13 protein-coding genes are annotated in these 18443 nt (G+C 51.2%); all 13 read right to left on the minus strand.

Annotation, left to right across the window (positions count from 1 at the left end):
* Positions 1-42: 42 nt before the first annotated feature.
* The gene (locus FB479_RS18320) at positions 43-780 is read right to left on the minus strand and encodes a PIG-L deacetylase family protein (protein WP_106655544.1); all 738 of its coding nucleotides are present in this window, start codon (positions 778-780) and stop codon (positions 43-45) included.
* A 10-nt stretch (positions 781-790) separates the two neighbouring features.
* Positions 791-1807, minus strand: a complete 1017-nt coding sequence (locus FB479_RS18325) for an N-acetylglucosamine kinase (RefSeq protein WP_142066248.1) — start codon at positions 1805-1807, stop codon at positions 791-793.
* Positions 1807-3315, minus strand: coding sequence for an argininosuccinate lyase (gene argH, locus FB479_RS18330; protein WP_142066249.1), 1509 nt, complete (start codon positions 3313-3315; stop codon positions 1807-1809). The genes FB479_RS18325 and argH overlap by 1 nt, the downstream gene beginning before the upstream one ends.
* A 111-nt stretch (positions 3316-3426) precedes the next feature.
* On the minus strand, positions 3427-5958 hold the full coding sequence (locus tag FB479_RS18335) for an NEW3 domain-containing protein (protein ID WP_142066250.1): 2532 nt from the start codon (positions 5956-5958) through the stop codon (positions 3427-3429).
* 119 nt (positions 5959-6077) lie between these two features.
* A complete protein-coding gene (locus FB479_RS18340; protein WP_370511693.1) occupies positions 6078-8597 on the minus strand; it encodes an NEW3 domain-containing protein in 2520 nt (839 codons plus the stop codon).
* Positions 8598-8649: 52 nt separating this feature from the next.
* The gene (locus FB479_RS18345; RefSeq protein WP_106655539.1) at positions 8650-10377 is read right to left on the minus strand and encodes an ABC transporter permease; all 1728 of its coding nucleotides are present in this window, start codon (positions 10375-10377) and stop codon (positions 8650-8652) included.
* Positions 10378-10391: 14 nt separating this feature from the next.
* Positions 10392-11468: an ABC transporter ATP-binding protein gene (locus tag FB479_RS18350; protein WP_142066252.1), complete on the minus strand. Its 1077-nt coding sequence runs from the start codon at positions 11466-11468 to the stop codon at positions 10392-10394.
* Positions 11469-11591: 123 nt separating this feature from the next.
* The gene (locus FB479_RS18355; RefSeq protein ID WP_142066253.1) at positions 11592-12716 is read right to left on the minus strand and encodes an extracellular solute-binding protein; all 1125 of its coding nucleotides are present in this window, start codon (positions 12714-12716) and stop codon (positions 11592-11594) included.
* 24 nt (positions 12717-12740) lie between these two features.
* Complete coding sequence (locus FB479_RS18360; protein WP_142066254.1) at positions 12741-13919, minus strand: ROK family protein; 1179 nt, start codon at positions 13917-13919, stop codon at positions 12741-12743.
* Positions 13920-14702: 783 nt separating this feature from the next.
* A complete protein-coding gene (locus tag FB479_RS18370; protein WP_106778703.1) occupies positions 14703-14981 on the minus strand; it encodes a hypothetical protein in 279 nt (92 codons plus the stop codon).
* 317 nt (positions 14982-15298) lie between these two features.
* Entirely contained in the window at positions 15299-16180 is an 882-nt protein-coding gene (locus FB479_RS18375; protein ID WP_142066255.1) for a LysR family transcriptional regulator, read from the minus strand.
* 129 nt (positions 16181-16309) lie between these two features.
* A complete protein-coding gene (locus FB479_RS18380) occupies positions 16310-17278 on the minus strand; it encodes a threonine ammonia-lyase (protein ID WP_142066256.1) in 969 nt (322 codons plus the stop codon).
* 16 nt (positions 17279-17294) lie between these two features.
* Positions 17295-18440 carry a M20 metallopeptidase family protein gene (locus FB479_RS18385; protein WP_142066257.1) on the minus strand — a complete coding sequence of 382 codons (1146 nt, stop codon included), beginning with the start codon at positions 18438-18440 and terminating at the stop codon, positions 17295-17297.
* Between the last annotated feature and the right edge of the window lie 3 nt (positions 18441-18443).

The raw sequence follows: 18443 nt of genomic DNA on the forward strand, positions 1-18443 counted from the left end.
ACAAGCAAGAATCATGCTGGTCAGCCCTTTCTATTCGAAATACTACAGCTCAATGACAGGAATACTGCCACCCACACCAACTGGCTCGATCGCCTTGCCCGCTGACCGTACCAAGGTAAAGTACTCATAGCAGCCAATAACGCCAAAGTCCCCATCGATAACTCCCGGATAAGCGCGGTTCACGGAATACTCCTGACTGAGGTGAGCCTTCAGCGCCTCTCCTTTTTGTGTCCGATAGCCCGAAATATCGACCTTGCCTGTAATCGGAACCGCTGGCTTTGGACCATGATCCGGGCAATGATCGTAGTAGTGCGGGATCGAAACATAGTACAGATCAGGATATTCTGCCGGAGTCATGCTCGCTTCCGCTTGTTCGACCGCTCGCGTCGTCGCCTCGCACGTGACGATATGGTCGGGATGACCCGTTACCCCGTCCGGCGGAAACGTGACGACGACATTAGGCTTCCATTCTTCTATCGCTTGCCGAATCTTGCTCACCAGCTCATCCAGATCGGCATTTTGCAAGGAACCATCCGGGTACCGGAACAAGTCGAGACGACTGATTCCGAGCACTTCCGCCGCTGTTTTCAGCTCTAGCTCTCGATGTTTTGCCAGCTTTTCTCTGCAATCGATATCGAATGGACCGCTGCGTCCTTTGCAACCGGAGGTAATGCACAAATAACATGTTTCATGTCCGGCGTCCTTACACTTTGCCAACGTTCCCCCGCAGGCAAAAGACTCATCGTCTGGATGGGGAAAGACGACCATTACTTTTTTCATTTCTGGCACCTCACTTACCGCCCGATTGGCGTTCTAGATAAGCCAATCCTTTTGCTATGACACCGTAAATCGGATCGTTTTGCGCATTTTCAATGACAACCTGCGAAGCGTACTCTCGGACGCGCTCTACAACGATCTCTCGTACCCGATCATCGTTTTGCAAAACGCCTCCCTGCATGATCATCTGAAACGGCTTGGCTTTCATTTGCAACGTATCGATGACAGCCCGAGCAGCGTCGAAAAGCTCTTCGCCTGCGACATGCAAGATAGCTGCTGCCACCTTATCTCCGGTGAGTGCCGCTTGGCTGACCAACGGCGACAGCTCTCCTACCTTCTCTACGGAATAATGCTCACTGTACGTCCAGTTAAACAATTCATCTACGCGTCCAAGTCCTACGTGCGGGAGGAGCAGCTCCTTCAATACAGTCGGCTCGCCGCGGCCATCCGCTGCTTTTAATACAGCCATAATCGCTTGCTTGCCGATCCAGTAGCCGCTGCCCTCGTCACCAACCCGGTGCCCCCAGCCTCCTGCTCGCGCCGTTTCCTGTTCATCGTTTACACCAAAAGCAATCGAGCCGGTGCCTGCAATGACCAGAATGCCGGGTTTGCCTCCAGTTGCACCGAGCAATGCCGCAAACCCGTCGTTTTCCACAATCAACTGCTGGACGCGAATACCGAGCTGATGCAGCACCTTGCTCACCATCCGCGAGATCACTTGCCGATCATACTCCGTGTCCAGACCAGCGATCCCGAACACCGCGCACTCGATTTCCCATTCGATTGGTCCATCCGGTGTCGGTGTGCCGCTCATAAAGGGGGCAATGCTTTGACGAGCGATCGCATCGTCTATAGCTTGGCTGATCGCCGCAACCAACTCACGAGCTGCCGCTTCCTCCCCGATTCCTTGATAATTGCATGAACCGGAGCGTCCTGCACCGACTTCATTTCTGGAGCGGTCCACCAGTACCGCCAGACATTTGGTGCCCCCTCCGTCCACTGCCAGAAGAGGTATTCGCACCACTGCCATTACCCCACACTCCATTCAGCTGTCATCTGATCAAGCCCTTTCATCACATTCGCAATCGCCTGCTTTTTCTGTGCCAGCCATTCTGTTTCCTGCTGGAGAACCGCTTGACGAACGGCCATCATGCGCTTCATTTCCTCTGGATTTGGTCCACCAGGAAGCTTGCGGATCATTACGAAATGAACGGGGTCAAGCGCCAATCTGAGCTCTTCTGCTGTGAGCGACAGCTCCCTCCCGATTACTTCCACGGCTGCACGGTTTACCAGCTCCAAGCTGATTTGGTTCGCAGCGAGTTGCTCGCTCATCGCTTCTTTTACCACACGACTCACGATGTGATGAGATTTGCGGAACGAAAGCTGATCCGTACGCACCAACGTATCCGCCAGCTCTGTGACGGTCGCAAAGCTGCCCTTTGCCCGCTCCAAGAGGACATCCTTGTTCACTTCCATCGTACCCACAACGCTCGCCATCAAGCGATACATCTGCTCGAGTACTCCCATGCTCCGCCACGCGTACGGCTGCATGTCATCCTCGGTATCCACGATATCGCCAAAAGGCGTATTGTGCATCATCGTAAGCACTGTCGTCGCATTGCCTGCTGCACTGGACAACAGAGAGCGCATATGTTCAAAAGAAACCGGATTGCGCTTTTGCGGCATGATGGAGCTGATCTGCACGTATGGACTCGCGACTTTTAACCCCGCGAATTCTTGTGTGCACCACAGCAGCATATCTTGAACCGTACGCCCCAAATTAATCGCTGCCAATTGAACGGCTGTCGCTACTTCCCCCAAATAATCCGCGCCGCAGACTGCATCATAGGAATTTTCGACCAACTCATCAAATCCGAGCAATTCGCGCATCCGCTCCCGGCTGATCGCAAAGCCAGAAGTCGTCAAGGCCGCTGCCCCCATCGGTGAGCGATTGACTGTGTGATAAGCTTGGATCAGTCGCTTGATATCACGGCTGAGCATGTCAGTAGCCGCCATGATGTAATGCGCCATTGTCGTCGGCTGTGCCTGCTGCGTGTGTGTATAGCCAATCATAATCGTATCCACATGCTCATTTGCAAAGAGGAGCAAATGCTCTTTCAGATAGAGGGCAGAAGCCAAGGTCACCAATAATTTTTCACGCAGCACCATGCGGTATATGGTAATCCCCATGTCGTTGCGGCTGCGAGCCAGATGCAGATTTCCTGCCACATCAGGAGCCAGTTCCAGCAAACGGCTCTCTACCTGAAAGAACAAATCTTCAAACTGCCCGGTGTAATGCGATTGGCGCAGCTCTTCCATTTCGATCCCACACAGTGCACCAGCAATTCTTTTGGCCTCATCGTCTGTGAGCAATTCTTGTTCACGAAGCATGATCAAATGTGCCTTGTTGATCGCCATCATCGGATGCAGCAGATGGTGCTTCGCTTCATTGAATGCAGGCTCCAAAACCGCCTCCACGTATGTCTTGCCAGGGAAACTGGCTCCCTCCTGTTGAAAAATTCGCTCTCTGTAATTCATCTTATCTTGCATCTCCTTCCCTACCCATTCGTAAGCTGCTTCTATTTATGCGTCTGATCTTTTTTTAGGAGGGAAGCGACCGTCGAACGATCGCCTTCCCTTCTACTATGATTACTGCTGTGGGCTGATCATGTTGACAAACAATCGGATCGCACCCGGTACGAGTGACGGAATTTCGCGATACCATACGAGCGAGCTGTAGGTATACGTTCCTTTTCCATACTTGGCAGTGAGGTACGTCCCCGTAAATTCCTTCTCTCCTTCGTCTCCATTGGAGATTAGCTCTGTGTATTCCTTGCCCCACTCAGATGGATTGTAAGCGGAACGATCCTGAATCCAGTTGTCCCAATCTTCCTCCGTGATTTTGTTTGGTGAATGGAACAAGGCATGATCAGGCGCTAATACTGTCACTTTGGAGTTTTCGTCTGTGACACGCCATTGAATCAGCGGAGCACCGATTTTGATCGGATAAGGAGCCAGCTCCGGCTTCCATTTATCCTCTGGCTTGTGGTATTGCACGACCAGATTTCCGCCGTTTTCCACGTATTTCAGCAAGCGCGCATTCGAAGGAATCAGCTCAGGTCGGAAACCATAAGCGCGAATGCCCAGCACGATTGTATCGTATTGATCCAGATCGCCAGACTCGATGTCTTTTGCCGACAAATTGGTCACATCGACTCCCAATTGGGACAAATACTGATCGATATTGTCAAAGCCACTGGATACGTAACCGACCTTCAATCCTTCCGGCACCTTCAGGTCAAACGCCTGGATCGCAAGCGTCGCTGGTTGGACAAAGTAAGTCGTGCCAATATGCGGGTAACGGATGACTTGGGCTCCGTGTCGGCTCTCTTTTCCACTGCCCGACGCTACTGCTGTCACCGTATACTTATCCGGTTGGACCGAAGCGTCTGCTTTGACCGTAAAGGCAACCGACTTCGTTTCTCCCTTGGCTTCAAAGGCAAGCGGTGCTGCTTGTGGTTCTACGCTCCAGCCTTTTGGTACCTCGAGAGAGATGGTTGTTTTCGCTGCACCTGGATTGTAGTTTTTCACCGTAACCTTGACCGGGATTGGCTCCTCTGGCTTCTGCGTATTCAAAACCGTCGCATTTGGACTCAGCACCATAGAAAAAGATGGAAGAACTGCAATGGCATCTGCTGGTGTCACATGACTATTCGCCGTCGAGCCTGCGAAGCTGTAGCTGACATCTGCCGTAATGGCTGGAGCGGCATACGGTTGGAACAGAGCGGCATCAGAAGGAACTGTGACATCAAATGTCGTTTTCACCGTCTGATTGTAGCCGAGCGATGAGAAGCTGGTGGTCGATTGCGGCTTGGCTTGCCAGCCTTTTGGCACATTCAGCGCAAGGTTGATCTTCCCGACTTTTGCTTGGCCGCCGTTGTAAGCCGTGACCGTTACTTTTGTTGTTTGGCCTGCTACCAGCTCGGTTGTCTCAGGCTTTACTTTGGTTACAAGTGAGAGCGCTTCGGCACTAGCCTTGTTCAGCTGGGATTTCTTCACGCCCAAACGGTGGCGCAAGTCTGTTTTCGTGTCAGTTGGCAAGGAGGACGCTTCGACTGCTGCCGTCGCTTTTTCCACATCCGCCAGCATCTCATGCGCTTCCTTGGCTACGGAGGCAAAGCTTGGGTACGCAGCAATGACCTCTGCGGCATCCTTTTGCAGCTTTTTCAGTTCGCCTGCGACTTTTTCCCCGCCAGATTGGCTGGCAACTTCCTTGGCTAAATCGTCAAACGAATAGGCAATTCCCTCAAAAAAGTCTGCTTCCTTGTCTTTTGTCTCTACGATGGCTTGATCGAGCTTGTAATAATTGAAGCTTGGCCCTTCGTCATAGTGGCGTCCCATGCCCTGGCTCTTGTGCATGAAACGGGATTCTTCACCGAGCTGGACGTAAGAGGCCCCATAAATTTCGTCATAGTCGCCAACAGGCACCTTGACCGAGTAATCCTTTTCCTTCGCAGGCAGATACAGCTTCTTCACCTGCCAAGGAGCCAAGCCTTCCTTTGCATGCTGTGGAAAAATGTTTGGATCTGCGGCATCCTTGAAAGCCCGTACCGTAATGACATTAATCGCGCGATGATGACCGTGAGTCGAAGGTTCGTTCAAAAATGCGGGAATCACGACATCGGGCCTCAGTGTACGGATATGGCGGATGAGCTTTTCGTACGCGACATCCTCGCCCCATTTTTGCAGGGTTTCATCCGGACTTTTGGAAAAGCCGAAGTCAAAAATAGGGTCATCGATTTTTTCACTGAGGTTCTCCAGATGGATGTTCGTGATTTTGGAAGCTTCCTGCAATTCGCGGGTTCGAATGATCCCCAGCGCATTACCCAGCTCGCTGCCTATCTCGTTCTGTCCTCCCTCGCCTCGGTTCGCAATGACACTGGATGTGTCCACCCCTTTGCCAAGCGACAAATACGCGAGCATCGAACTGTGCTCATCGTCCGGATGTGCTCCGGTGTTCATCGCACTGGCAATCGTAGTGAGCGGCTTGATGGCTTTCCACAGGTCGACAACCCCGCGGTCTGCATGGGCGGTCTCGGGTGCTGCCGGCATAATCAAACTCGTGGCCAGCACCGTCGAGATCCCAATCGTGTACAGCTTGGCAAGTTTCCCCTTACTCAATGAACAACTCCTCCATTCCATTCAGATTGATGTCTATATCAATCATGGCGGTCTGTACGTTTGCATTTCATTGATGTAGCCATGGATCGACCCACGGTTGGCCCGGAGTGGATGGGGCATTACTGCTTCTGACTGATCATGTTGACGAACAAGCGAAAAGCGCCAGGGACTAGCTGTGGAATCTCGCGGAACCAGGCAAGCGAGCTGTAAGTGTACGTCCCTTTTCCATAGTGCGCCGTGAGAAAAATGCCGCGGAACTCCGGTTCTCCCGGATCACTTGTCGCAATCAGCTCGGTATACTCGCTTCCCCAGCGAGAAGGATTGTAGATGGAGCGCTCCTGCACCCATCCATCCCAGTCTGCTTGGGTAATCACGTTTGGCTCCTGGAACATCGGATGGTCAGGGGCCAGCATGCGGACGTCTGATTGCTCATTGGTCACGCGCCAATCAATCAGCGATTCGCCGATAAAAATGGGATATGGTGCCAAGTGCGGCTTCCATTTGTCCTCCGGCTTGTGATATTGAACGACGAGATTTCCGCCGTTTTCTACATAGTGCAAAAGACGCTGGTTGCTCTCGATTAATTCACGGCGAAATCCGTATGCGCGAATCCCGAGAACAATCGTGTCGTAGCGGGACAAATCTCCCGATTGTATTTCGTTTGCGTCGAGATTGAGGCAATTCACCCCGACCGCGCGCAAGTATTTATCCATATTGTCAAAGCCGCTGGATACGTAGCCAATCCGTTGATTTTTGGGGATGGCCAGGTCAAAGGCTTGAACAGTCAGCGTAGCGGGCCGGATGAAATACGTGCGACCGACATGCGGGTATTCAATGACCTGCACATCTTGCGCGATCTCTGTCACACCGTCTGTTCCTGCTACCGTAGCGCTGATCTGATATTTGCCATTCGTCACCTGCGGCGCAGTATGAACAGTAAAAGCGATCGTTTTCGTCTCACTGCGGAAAGAAAACGGAACATCGACAAAGGCTGGCTCCGCCCTCCAGCCTGCCGGGACAACGAGAGCAACCTTGGCAGTAGAGCTTCCCGGACGGTACTGTTTCAGTGTTACCTTAACCGGGATTGTCTCATCCGTATGCAGCGTGTTTCGCACCACATCTGACGGTGTCAGCGTCACGGCATACGGCGGAAGCACAGCTACACGGCTATCCGGCTCCACTCGAATCGTACTGGCTGTCTCGAAGGCGAAATAGAGCACCTCGACATCAAGCACGGGCGGCTTGTAAGGATGGAACAGCTCTGTCTGTGCAGGAATCGATACCTCAAATACGGTGCACACCGTCTGATTGTATGCAAGTCGTGGAAAAGCCGTTGGCGTGAGCGGTTTCGCCGTCCATCCAGCAGGGACACGCATACGCAGCTGCACATGTTCAACCTCAAGCGAGCCGCCGTTGTAAGCCGTTACGGTAACCGTTGTCGTCTGGCCTGCCACCCACTCCCCTGTCTCCGGCTTGATTTTCACGACCAACGACAGAGCCTCGGCACTGGCACGGTTTAGCTGCGCTTCCTTGAGTCCTAGTCGATACATCAAATCAATCTTTGTTTCTTCATCGAGTGAAGCCTTGCGTACTTCTTGTTGGGCAGTCGCAAGCAAAGCCTTCATGCGGTGAACCCTTTGTGCCACCTCAGCAAAACGCGGGTAGGCATTCAATACATCTGTAGCCGCATCGTGCATACGGTGAAGCACTTTGGCGAGTTCTTGCCCGCCTTTTGCAGCGATGCTCTGTGCCAGATCAGCAAAACTGACGGGCAGTCCGGAAAAAAAGTCGCGCTCTTTTTCCGGTGCCGGGGAAACAGATGCATCCAAGCGGTAGTAATTGTAGGTCGGGCCTTCGTCGTAATGGACACCCATGCCCTGTGTCTTATGCATAAACCTCGATCGCTCACCAAGCTGCACATAGGATGAGCCGTAGATTTGGTCGTATTCCCCCACGGGTACAGCGACGTGATAATCATCGTTGTCCATGATAGGCAAATACAGCTTTTTCATTTGCCATGGCAAAAGTCCAGCCTGTCTATGCGCAGGAAAGATCTGTGGATCGGCTGCCTCGTGGAAAGCTCGCTGTGTCAGTAACGTAATCGCCCGGTGATGTCCGTGTGTCGTCGGTTCATTTTCAAAGCAAGCGATGACGACATCGGGGCGCAGCTCCCTGATTTTTCGAATCAATCGCTCGTACACGACCTCTTCGCCCCATTTGCGGAAGGTTTCTTCGGCGCATTTGGAGAACCCGAAATCATGGATGGGATCATCCAGCTCTTCGCTTAAGATGCCAAGCGTCACATTGCTGAGAGATGAGGCTTCTTCCAGCTCGCGCGTACGGATAATCCCCAGCGCTGTGCCTTGCTCGCAGCCGATTTCGTTTTGGCCGCCTTCCCCTCTTGTCGCGATCACACTCGTGGTATACACGCCTCTCCCCAGCGCCAAGTAAGCAAGCATGGCACTATGCTCATCGTCCGGATGGGCACCTGTGTTCATGGCACTGGCAATGGTAGCGAGTGGCTTAATTACTTTCCACAGATCGAGCAGTCCGTGCTCCCCCTGCATGGTGCGAACAGATGCGGGAATTGGCGGGCAGGGCAGTTTGGTCGGCTCCACCATCGGTGATTTCTTGTCCATCGATTCACTGACATCCACGAGAAGCTCCCCCTTTTTTGCGAAGCATCCAGCTTTACACGGCCGTTCCCGCTTTATCTCCGGTCAGTTTTCTGGAGATGAACAACACGATGATGATGACCACGATTTGCAAGACTCCATAGGCGCAAGCGGTGCCGAACTCATTACTGTACATGCGTTGGAATACCGCGACAGACAATGGCGTTGTCTTCGGTGTAAAGATCAGAATCGAAGCCACGAACTCCCCGATACACTGAACGAATGCCAAAAGCGTACCTGCGAGAATACCGCCCCACGCCATCGGAAACACGACACGTCTGAAGCTGTACCACCAGGAAGCCCCCAGATTCCGCGCAGCCTCCTCGACAGATGGGTCCATCTGCATCAAAGTCGCATTGGTAGAGCGAAACACAAGTGGCAGATGTCGGACAAAATACGCCAACGGGATAATCCAGAATGTTCCGATCAAAACTTGCCCAAAGCTGAATGCATTCGGTTCGCTGAACGCTGCAATCAGGTTGATCGCAACAACTGTCCCTGGCAATGCCCATGGCAGCATGATCAACACATCAAGAAGCGTTTTCCCGCGAAACTTGAGGCGAACCATGGCATAAGCCGCAGCTACACCGAAAATGACGATCCCGATTACCGCGATAGCAGACAACTGCAAGCTGTTGAGAATCGGACGCCATGTCTTGCTATCCGTGAACAAATCCATGTAATGCGACAAGGTATACTCCGGAGGTAATATTTGCACCGTCCAGGTACCATCCACCGAGAAGGAGATGAGTACCAATACGAGAATTGGCAGCATCAGAATGACTGTACCGATAAAAGACAGCACAATCGTGGTGTAGCGTCCCGCCTTGCTCTTGATCTCGGTACGGTGCACGCTGACCCCTTTGCTCAAGTTCTGGTAGTTGCGCGCGCCTTGGTACCAACGCATGATCAAAAGAAAGGCAACAGAAACAATCGAAAGAATCGTAGACTGTGTCGCAGCCATGTCCAAATCTCCATTGGTGCGAGACAGATAGATTTGCATCGTCATCGTCCGGTCAATTCCGAAAATGAGCGGTGCCGTATAAGAAGCCATCGAAATCATGAAAACCAACAGAGAAGACGCGACCATCGCTGGCGTGAGCATCGGCAAAATAATGCGCCGCCAAACAGTAAAGCGATTCGCTCCGAGACTGGCTGCCGCCTCTTCCAAGGACGGGTCGAGTCCCTTAATTGCTGCTGTAGCTGTCATGAAGAAGTAAGTGTACATCGTAAATGTATGAACGACGACCACACCCCAAATCCCTTTTAACGAGAAAGGAACCTGGGCAAGCCCGAACAGCTCTTTGATCGCTCGTGGAATGATTCCGCTCTCCCCGTACAAAAAGGTAAACGAGAGAACGCCAATAAGTGGAGGCAACGCCATCGGAACCAAAGCCAGCACAGAAAGGATTTTTCGCCCTGGAAACTCATAGCGCTCCAATAAAAACGCCATCGCAACCCCGACAATTCCACACGTAATGACACTCAGAACCGATATGTAGATACTGTTCCACAACGCTTCCAGATTGGCGGTATGCTCGAGGCTGAAGAAGCGAATGTAGTTTTTCCACGTGATTTCTTCATCGATTTTGATACTCGCAACGAACGTTTCGAACAATGGATAAATGACATAAGCCAACAATATTAAAAAGAGTGGCGATACCAGCACGTAGACGAAGGCGGGTGAAGCGGTGATGGACTTTCGTCTGGCTGCTGTCGGCGCTTGCTGCAACTCTGCTCTCAAAAGCTTCTTCCCCCTTATCCGGCAAAATAAATGCTCTCTTTCGGAATATGTAGGCCGATGGCATCGCCGCGCTGTTTAATCGGTCGTCCCAGGTTGATGGACATGCTGCGCAGGCTCTCCGTTCCTACTTCCGTGACGTAATTGACACACGCCCCTGTAAATTCAGACATGACAACAGAGCCTGTTACTACATTTTGTCCCTCGTTGCCTGCACTCTCCAGAACGGATTCAGGACGGATGGACATCGTCACTTTCTCCCCAACTGACAGCTGTGCACGTGGAGAAGCATTTTCCTTAAATCCGCTGAGCATTTGTCCAGAAGCCGTGCGAACCAGCACTTCATCGCCGTCAAACCCTGTAACTGTCCCTTCCCACAGATTCGTCTCGCCGATAAAAGAAGCGACAAAACGGTTTACAGGACGATGGTAAATCTCATGAGGTGTACCGATCTGCTGTACTTCTCCGCTCTGCATGACCATAATCCGGTCTGACATCGACATCGCTTCCGCCTGATCGTGTGTAACGTAAATCGTCGTAATCCCTAGCTCCAGCTGGAGTCTCTTGATCTCGAAACGCGTCTCTTCACGAAGCTTCGCATCCAGATTGGACAGCGGCTCATCCAACAGCAGAATCTGCGGCTCGATGACCAGCGCCCGTGCCAGTGCTACCCGTTGCTGTTGTCCCCCAGAAAGCTGATCTATGCGGCGTTCGCCATAGCCTTCCAGACGCACCAGCTTCATGATCCGTTCTACGCGCTCTTTTGCATCTGTTTTGTTCACTTTCCGAACCTGCAAGCCAAACGCGATATTTTCAAAAACAGTCATGTGCGGGAACAACGCGTAGTTTTGGAATACCATCCCGGTATTGCGCTTATGGGGAGGAAGAGATGTAACCTCCTGTGATCCAAAGCGGATATGGCCTTCCGTTGGATAATAAAAGCCGGCAATCATGCGCAGGGTAGTCGTTTTGCCGCAGCCACTCGGACCGAGAAAAGTAAAGAACTCTCCTGATTCGATATGAATGTGAACATCTTCGACCCCTTTTGCCTGACCAAACCTTTTGTGAACGTGATCAAGTGTTACGCTGCTCATCGGGTTGTGTTTCCTCCTTCATCGCAAGTCATTTCAAGCTGCGTCCGTATTAAAACAACTTCTATAAGTGACTAGACGGAAAGGACAACGCCTTCCCGCCCAGCTGCTTGGAAAATGCCTTCCTTACTTCTTGCCTTTCCCCTTGATGTTTTCATCCCAATGCTGCATCCACTCTTTTTCTTTTTCAGCCATGACAGCCCAATCGAGTTCCATTGGCTTCAGCTCGAGATTTTTCATGAAGTCTGGCAATTCATCCTTGCTGATGTCTGTGCGAGATGGGAACTGGAAGCGCTCCTTCGCCAATTGGGCAGCCATTTCAGGACTCATCAAGAATTCCATGAACTTTTTCGCTGCGTCCAGGTTTTTCGCGCCTTTTACCAGAGCCACACCGTCTACGAGAATCGGAGCCCCGCTCTTCGGATAAATGAAGTCATACGGATGGTTGTTCTTTTTGCTTTGGATCAGAACGTCTTGGAGGTTCCACAAGGAGATGACGCCCTCTTGACGATCCAGCTTCAAATACAGGTTTGTCGGGTCTTGCGTGTACTCTTTTGTATTGGCATCGAGCTTGGTCAGCCATTCGTAACCTTTTTCAGGAGTATCCGCCCCTTGACGGAAGATCATTGCGGAATAAATGGTACGCATTGTGCCAGACGGCAGTACGTTTCGGATCACGATCTTGTCTTTGAATTTCGGATCGATCAATTCGTCCCAATCTTGCGGCGCTTCTTCTGGCTTCAGCACCTGCGAGTTGTACATGATGACCTCTGGCAAAAGCATTTCGCCGTACCAGCGATCTTGCGGATCTTTGTACAAATCCGGAACCTTGTCTGCAAACGTCGGCTTGTAAGGCTCCAGCAGATCTTCATTGGCTGCTGTCGCTAAAGCAGATTGGGTACCGCCCCACCAGAAGTCAGCCTGCGGGTTCGCCTTCTCTGCACGAACGCGCTCCAAAATTTGTTGGGCACCCATTTCGAGTGTTTCCACTTCAATGTTCGGGTACTTTTCATTGAATTTTGGCAACACGATTTCAAAAATGTTTTTGTCCCGTCCGGTGTAAATCACCAGTCTTTGTGGGTCACCCGATGAATCAGCAGGTTGAGCAGCCGTGCCCGATTGACCGCCTGCGCTGTTGTCGGCAGGCTTTGCTTCCTGTCCTCCACTGCCGCATGCAGCCACAGTCAGAGCCAAGGAGCTGACAAAAACGCCCTTCATCCATGTTTTCAGCTTGCTAGTTGTCTTCTTCAAAACGAACTCCCCCTCTTGTTCTTCTCACTCTTTGTCAAGCAGTCTTGTGAAAGGAAACGCTTCCAAAACACTATGGACAGCGCCAATCAAACCAGCTCGCTCCCCCAGACTCGCTTTTTCAAGATTAGGCACCTCAGGCACCCATTCTCTCAGCCATTCGTGAATTTGCTTCACCCCTTCACCATCGACGTGGACCATCTCCCCGCTCAGGATCAATATTTCCGGGTTCAAAATACTGATGATGTTCGCCATTCCGTACGCCCAATGTCGATACACATCTGCAAGAAGCTCCTTTGCTTCCGGATTATGTTTGGCGTGCCGGATCAGCTCTTCTATGACACTCGACCCTTCCTGAAGGTCAGAGAGAAATCCCTTAGCCTGCTCTTGGATGCCCGGAATCGAATAATGCGTCTCAAACACCCCTGACGCGCCATTCGGGCGATTATGTACCGGGCCGATCATCATGAAGCCGATTTCTCCTGCTGCCTCACGACTCCCCCGATAAAACTGTCCATCCAAAATGATCCCGGCCCCAATCCCCGTTCCTACGTACATGTAGACGACGTTGGTATGGCCGACTCCTGCTCCACGGACGTACTCGCCCAGTGTCATCATATTCACGTCATTGTCGATAATGACGGGCAGTCCGAGTCGCGCTTCGATGGTCTGCTGAATGGGTGAACCCATCCACCCCGTGCTGGGTGAAAAGCTGACGGTTCCACTGCCACGCTGTGTGACCCCCTGCAAGCCGACGCCCATACCGAGCAGGCGCTCTCGCGGGATGCCACTTTCACGCAGCAAGCGATCCAGTCCAGCTGCCAAATCTTCGATGACGGTTTCGCCATTCGCTGGTTGTGCCAGCCGTTTTCGACAGCGAGCCAAGAACTCGCCTTTCATATCCGCGATGGCCATATCCAGGGTAGATCCTTCAAAAATTGCTCCGGCAATGGCGTAGGCCTGGTAGTTGTACTCCAACAAAATCGGCTTGCGGCCGCCTTTGGAATCGCCCATTCCTACTTCTTGCAGGAGTCCTTCCTGGATCATTTCATCTACGAGAGCGGAAACACATGGTCGGCTGAGCTGTGTCTGTTTGGAGATATCCGCGCGGGAAATCTGCCCGTGCAAGACGACCTGCTGCAATACTTCTTCTTTATTCAGTTTTTTCACGAGTTTGCTGTTACCTGTTTTTTTGGGAGCTTGCACGCTTCATCGATCACCGCCACACAGTTAGTTAACATTACTAACAAAGATAACCAAATTATAGACACGGCAACTACCAATAGTCAAACAATTTACATTTGTCTTTCAGATATTTTTTGGATTTTCAGTATGTATATACCTTGTTAAAAAATACTAAAAATGCAGTCGTCACGCTGTTGTGGTGGGGAGGAAACAGGAGAAAACGCTCAGCTTCTTGTCCCACCCGCTGGGGGATTCACTGCCCGACTCCATGCAAAAAGCGAAACCGCGTCCAAAGTGGTCCATTCAGGATGTGTTTCAGAGGTGGACGCTTAAGAGCGTGTTTCGCTTTTTGCATTCCGTCTCGGTCGGTGTACCAAAGATCTTCGCTTATTTCTCCTGTTTCCTCTACGAGCTTTCGTGTTAGACGGGTTTTAAAAGCCTTAAAAGATGGAAGAATGTACTCAGTCACGACAGAGAAGAATATTTCCAGATGTAGCGACTTGTGGAGTCCTACCGAGCGGAGAAGGGATTTGCGGGTAAAAGAAACGCAACCGTGCCCATGCGACGTAGCGGCTACCACTTTTGCGTTTCCCCGCGAATCTCTTCGGAGCGTGCAGTCCATGCTTCCCCGAGGGACGGAGCACTGAGCCTAGACTGGAAATATTCTTCTCCCCACTGCCGCAGCCACTGATTACCCTTTTGTGTTGTGGTTTTTCAAATAGAATAAAAAAAGCACATCACCCTCTACAGGGGGAATGTGCTTGGAACACTACTCTTCTTTTCCTGATAACCATACATCCTCTATTAGTCTATGTATCCAGCGACTCCTTTTTTAATCAAGTATTCCATCTCTACATCCAGGATCTTCTCGACGGTGATCTCATCCAGCTTCACATCTGACTTACCCATGACATAATCCACGAGATCATCAAAATCAACGTCCACATCACCTTTTGCATCTGCCTTCGCACTGTTCATGTACGCTTGCTCATGCTTGAGTACGATCCTGATTTTTTCCGGGTCTACTTTTGTTTTCGTAGCTACATGTGAAACGAGTTCGGTTTCGTTTACTTGCTTACTCATTTGTTGTCATCTCCTATTTCTCTTACCTTCTGTCATTTTACAATATCATATCCGTTCCACACAAAACCGAAATGGGAAAGGGGGCTGTCCAAAAAGTAAGCACAAAAAAACCGTTTTGCTCTAGAGGTGCAAGAAGAAAACTATTGTCTCCAAGAGATAATGTGCCCCCATGTCGAGTTCGGAATTCTGGTAATCGCACATAACTTGTTGAAAGTAGCGGGCATCCGCCTAGCCACTTTCTGTGAACCAATAAAAACGAAACCTTTTTCCCAGCTTCTTTACTTTTGAGGGACTTCTTAGACAGCCCCTTGTCATGACTACTCTTCTCTTACGGATAACCATACGTCTTTGACCAGTTCCATGAAGCTTTGGATTGCAGGTTCTTCTCGTCGGCGCTCCAGACTGACCAGCGATGTTTCAGCTTTCTTGGAAAAGCGGTACAGCTCGATCAGTTCGCCTGTTCGCAGCTCTTTTTCCACCAGAACCTTACTGAGCAATGCTATACCCGTTTGATTCAGGACGGATCGTTTGATTGTTTCTTCGCTGCTGCATTTAATGACAGAGGGCGGGATGTAGTTTAACTCCAACAGGCATTGGGTAATAAATTCATCGAGATTGCACCCCTCCTGATAGGACAAAAAAGGGAAGGTCACGAGTGCGTCTGCCAGTGTTTTGTCCTTCATCAAATCAGGAGAAGCGATCAAGGTGAATTGTTCCAAGTCCACGACGCTGGAATGAATACCTGGTTGTGCGGTGGTGCCCGCAATGATCCCAATATCCGCTTCGTGGGCTTGGATTTTTTTCAATGCCTCCTGACTGGTGCAAGAAATCACCTGCAGATTGACCTGCGGATGAGTCTCCACGTACGCTTTCAAAATTTGGGGCATGTATTGGATGCAATAAAACTCTGGAGCCGCCACAATCAGCGGACCTACAGGCATGTCTAAGTGATTGAGCCCTTCCGCCATGTGCTGCAAAACGTAGAAAAGCTGATCCGTATGCTGCTTCACTATTTTTCCGGCCGGTGTCAAAAACGTGCGCTTGCCTACCCGATTGAGCAAAGGATGACCCAGCTCCCGCTCCAACGCTTGAATCTGGAGCGTAATCGTAGGCTGGCTGTATCCGAGTTGCTCCGCAGCCTTCGTCAAGTTCAAATGCTCGGCAACGACCTGAAATGTCTTCAGATTGCGTAACTCCATGATTGATTTTCCACTCCTCACCGAACGACACCATTTCTTCGTGCAAGTGCGTGTTCAAAAAGTCGGCTTTTTGAACAACCTTTGTTAGAAAAAGTGTAGCCGAGAGTGGCTCTATGTTCAACCGATAACCTATGCGTACTTCCCTATGATCCCCGCCAGCTTGCCAGCATCTACATTACTGCCGCTCACAATCGTCAGCACCTTTTTCCCTGCCAGTTCGGGTACAGTTCCTTGCATGAGAGCAGCGACACCGACCGCGCCTGAGCCTTCCACCATCAGATGATGCTCTTTTGCCAGCCAGCTCATGGCTTGGGCAACATGTTCTTCCTCTACGAGCAGGAAGTCATCGACGATCTGCAGGGCCAAGTCCAGATTCCCTTGTGTAATTCCCCCATGAAGACCGTCTGCGAGCGAATCGCTGTATACCACATCAGCCAACCGCTTTTCGCGGAACGAGTAGTACCATGGCGGAGACGCATGTGTTTGAATCCCAATCACCTGTACATCCGGATTGATTGCCTTTGCTGCGAGGGCCACCCCGCAAATTAACCCGCCACCACCAGCAGGTACGAGAATGACGTCAAAATCCGGCTCTTCCAAAAGAGCTTCCAGGGCTGCCGTTCCCTGCCCTGCTATGATCTCGTTGTCTTCAAAGGCATGGACGAATGTGCGCCCAGTTTCTTTCGCCAGTTCATAGGCGTGACTTTCTGCGTCATCATAGCTGTCCCCATACACGACCAACTCCGCACCGTAGCGCTTGATCCCCGCTTTTTTGGTCTCCGGCGCCGTTTTTGGCACGACAATCAAGGCCGACACACCTCGAAGCGAAGCCGCATATGCGACCCCTTGCGCATGGTTGCCTGCTGAAGCCGTAATAACGCCCCGAGCCAGCTCCTCATCCGTCAAGGATGCGATTTTATTAAGCGCACCGCGCGCCTTGAATGAGCCTGTTTTCTGATGGCATTCCAGCTTCAGCCAGACATCGGCATTTGCGATGGCAGACAGCGCGGGTGATGATAGTAACGGGGTATGAATAACCTGCCCCTTTAGATTCTTGTGAGCTTTTACAATATCGAGAAAGGATACGGACAACGACATGAACTACTCCTCCTTGTTAAAATCTTTTCACTAATTGAATCAATAGTTCAACAGCGGTCGGAATGACATCCTCATCAATGTCAAAACGCGGATGATGGTGGGGATAGCTGCTCTTTTCTCCACGCATTCCGATAAAAATAAAACTGCCAGGCTTGCGTTCCAAATAGTAAGAAAAGTCCTCGCCCCCCATAACCGGCTCCACATAAGCAAGAGAACTCTCACCAAATATATCAGTTACAACGTCAGCAACGAATCGGCTCATAGACTCATCGTTGACAACAGGTGGTGTCCCCCAATCCACGATGACTTCACCATCCGCGCCCCATGCCGAACACAATGCCTCAATCTTCTGCTTCAGCTCGCGAGCCAAGAGCTGCCTCGTTTTTTCCGACTGTGCCCGCAGTGTTCCGTATAAAACAGCCTGATTCGGAATGATGTTATAGGTCGAGCCAGCTTCCATCCGACAGATGGAAATGACCGCAGGTTCGATTGGGTTGACGCAGCGACCCACGATTGCTTGGATCGCGTTAATCACCTGACTTGCCACATAGATCGGATCGACGGTTTCGTGCGGCATCGAGCCGTGTCCTCCACGTCCGGTTATGACGATGCGCAGGTCATCAGCAGACGCCATCATCGCGCCTGTACTGATTCCGATCTTTCCTTTCTCAAGAGGCTGCCAGAGATGCAGCCCAAAGACAGCGTCCACATCATCAATCACACCTTGACGGACGATAGCTTGCGCTCCACTAGGAAGCATTTCTTCTGAGGATTGAAATAGAAAAAGCACATTTGGTGCTACGTCTGCGCGGTTTTCCGAGAGCCATTTGGCTGCTGCTAGCAAAATGGCCGTATGTCCATCGTGACCGCATACATGAGCGACACCTTCATTTTTCGAGAGATAAGGCTTCTCTCCCTCTTCAACGATCGGTAGTGCATCCATATCCGCCCGTAACGCAATGGTTTTCTTGCCATCCGTCCCCCGCAAAATGCCGACCACATTCGGCGGCTCACATGGGAGCAGTTCCATTTTCCATTCCTGCAAATACTTCCGAACATAGGCCGCCGTCTGATACTCCTGACCAGACAGCTCTGGGTATTGATGCAAGTATCGCCTTTTACTGATGGCCCATTGGGCAAGCGTTGGTGTGCAAAGTGCCATTCA

Origin of the sequence: Brevibacillus sp. AG162 (genome assembly GCF_006715575.1) — a bacterium.
Lineage (GTDB): Bacteria > Bacillota > Bacilli > Brevibacillales > Brevibacillaceae > Brevibacillus > Brevibacillus brevis.

What these genes read in the sequence shown, in the direction of transcription:
- FB479_RS18350 (WP_142066252.1), bottom strand. Translation starts at nt 11,468, where the DNA reads ATGAGCAGCGTAACACTTGATCACGTTCACAAAAGGTTTGGTCAGGCA.
- FB479_RS18325 (WP_142066248.1), bottom strand. Translation starts at nt 1,807, where the DNA reads ATGGCAGTGGTGCGAATACCTCTTCTGGCAGTGGACGGAGGGGGCACC.
- FB479_RS18380 (WP_142066256.1), bottom strand. Translation starts at nt 17,278, where the DNA reads ATGTCGTTGTCCGTATCCTTTCTCGATATTGTAAAAGCTCACAAGAAT.
- argH (WP_142066249.1), bottom strand. Translation starts at nt 3,315, where the DNA reads ATGAATTACAGAGAGCGAATTTTTCAACAGGAGGGAGCCAGTTTCCCT.
- FB479_RS18370 (WP_106778703.1), bottom strand. Translation starts at nt 14,981, where the DNA reads ATGAGTAAGCAAGTAAACGAAACCGAACTCGTTTCACATGTAGCTACG.
- FB479_RS18320 (WP_106655544.1), bottom strand. Translation starts at nt 780, where the DNA reads ATGAAAAAAGTAATGGTCGTCTTTCCCCATCCAGACGATGAGTCTTTT.
- FB479_RS18375 (WP_142066255.1), bottom strand. Translation starts at nt 16,180, where the DNA reads ATGGAGTTACGCAATCTGAAGACATTTCAGGTCGTTGCCGAGCATTTG.
- FB479_RS18340 (WP_370511693.1), bottom strand. Translation starts at nt 8,597, where the DNA reads ATGGACAAGAAATCACCGATGGTGGAGCCGACCAAACTGCCCTGCCCG.
- FB479_RS18385 (WP_142066257.1), bottom strand. Translation starts at nt 18,440, where the DNA reads ATGGCACTTTGCACACCAACGCTTGCCCAATGGGCCATCAGTAAAAGG.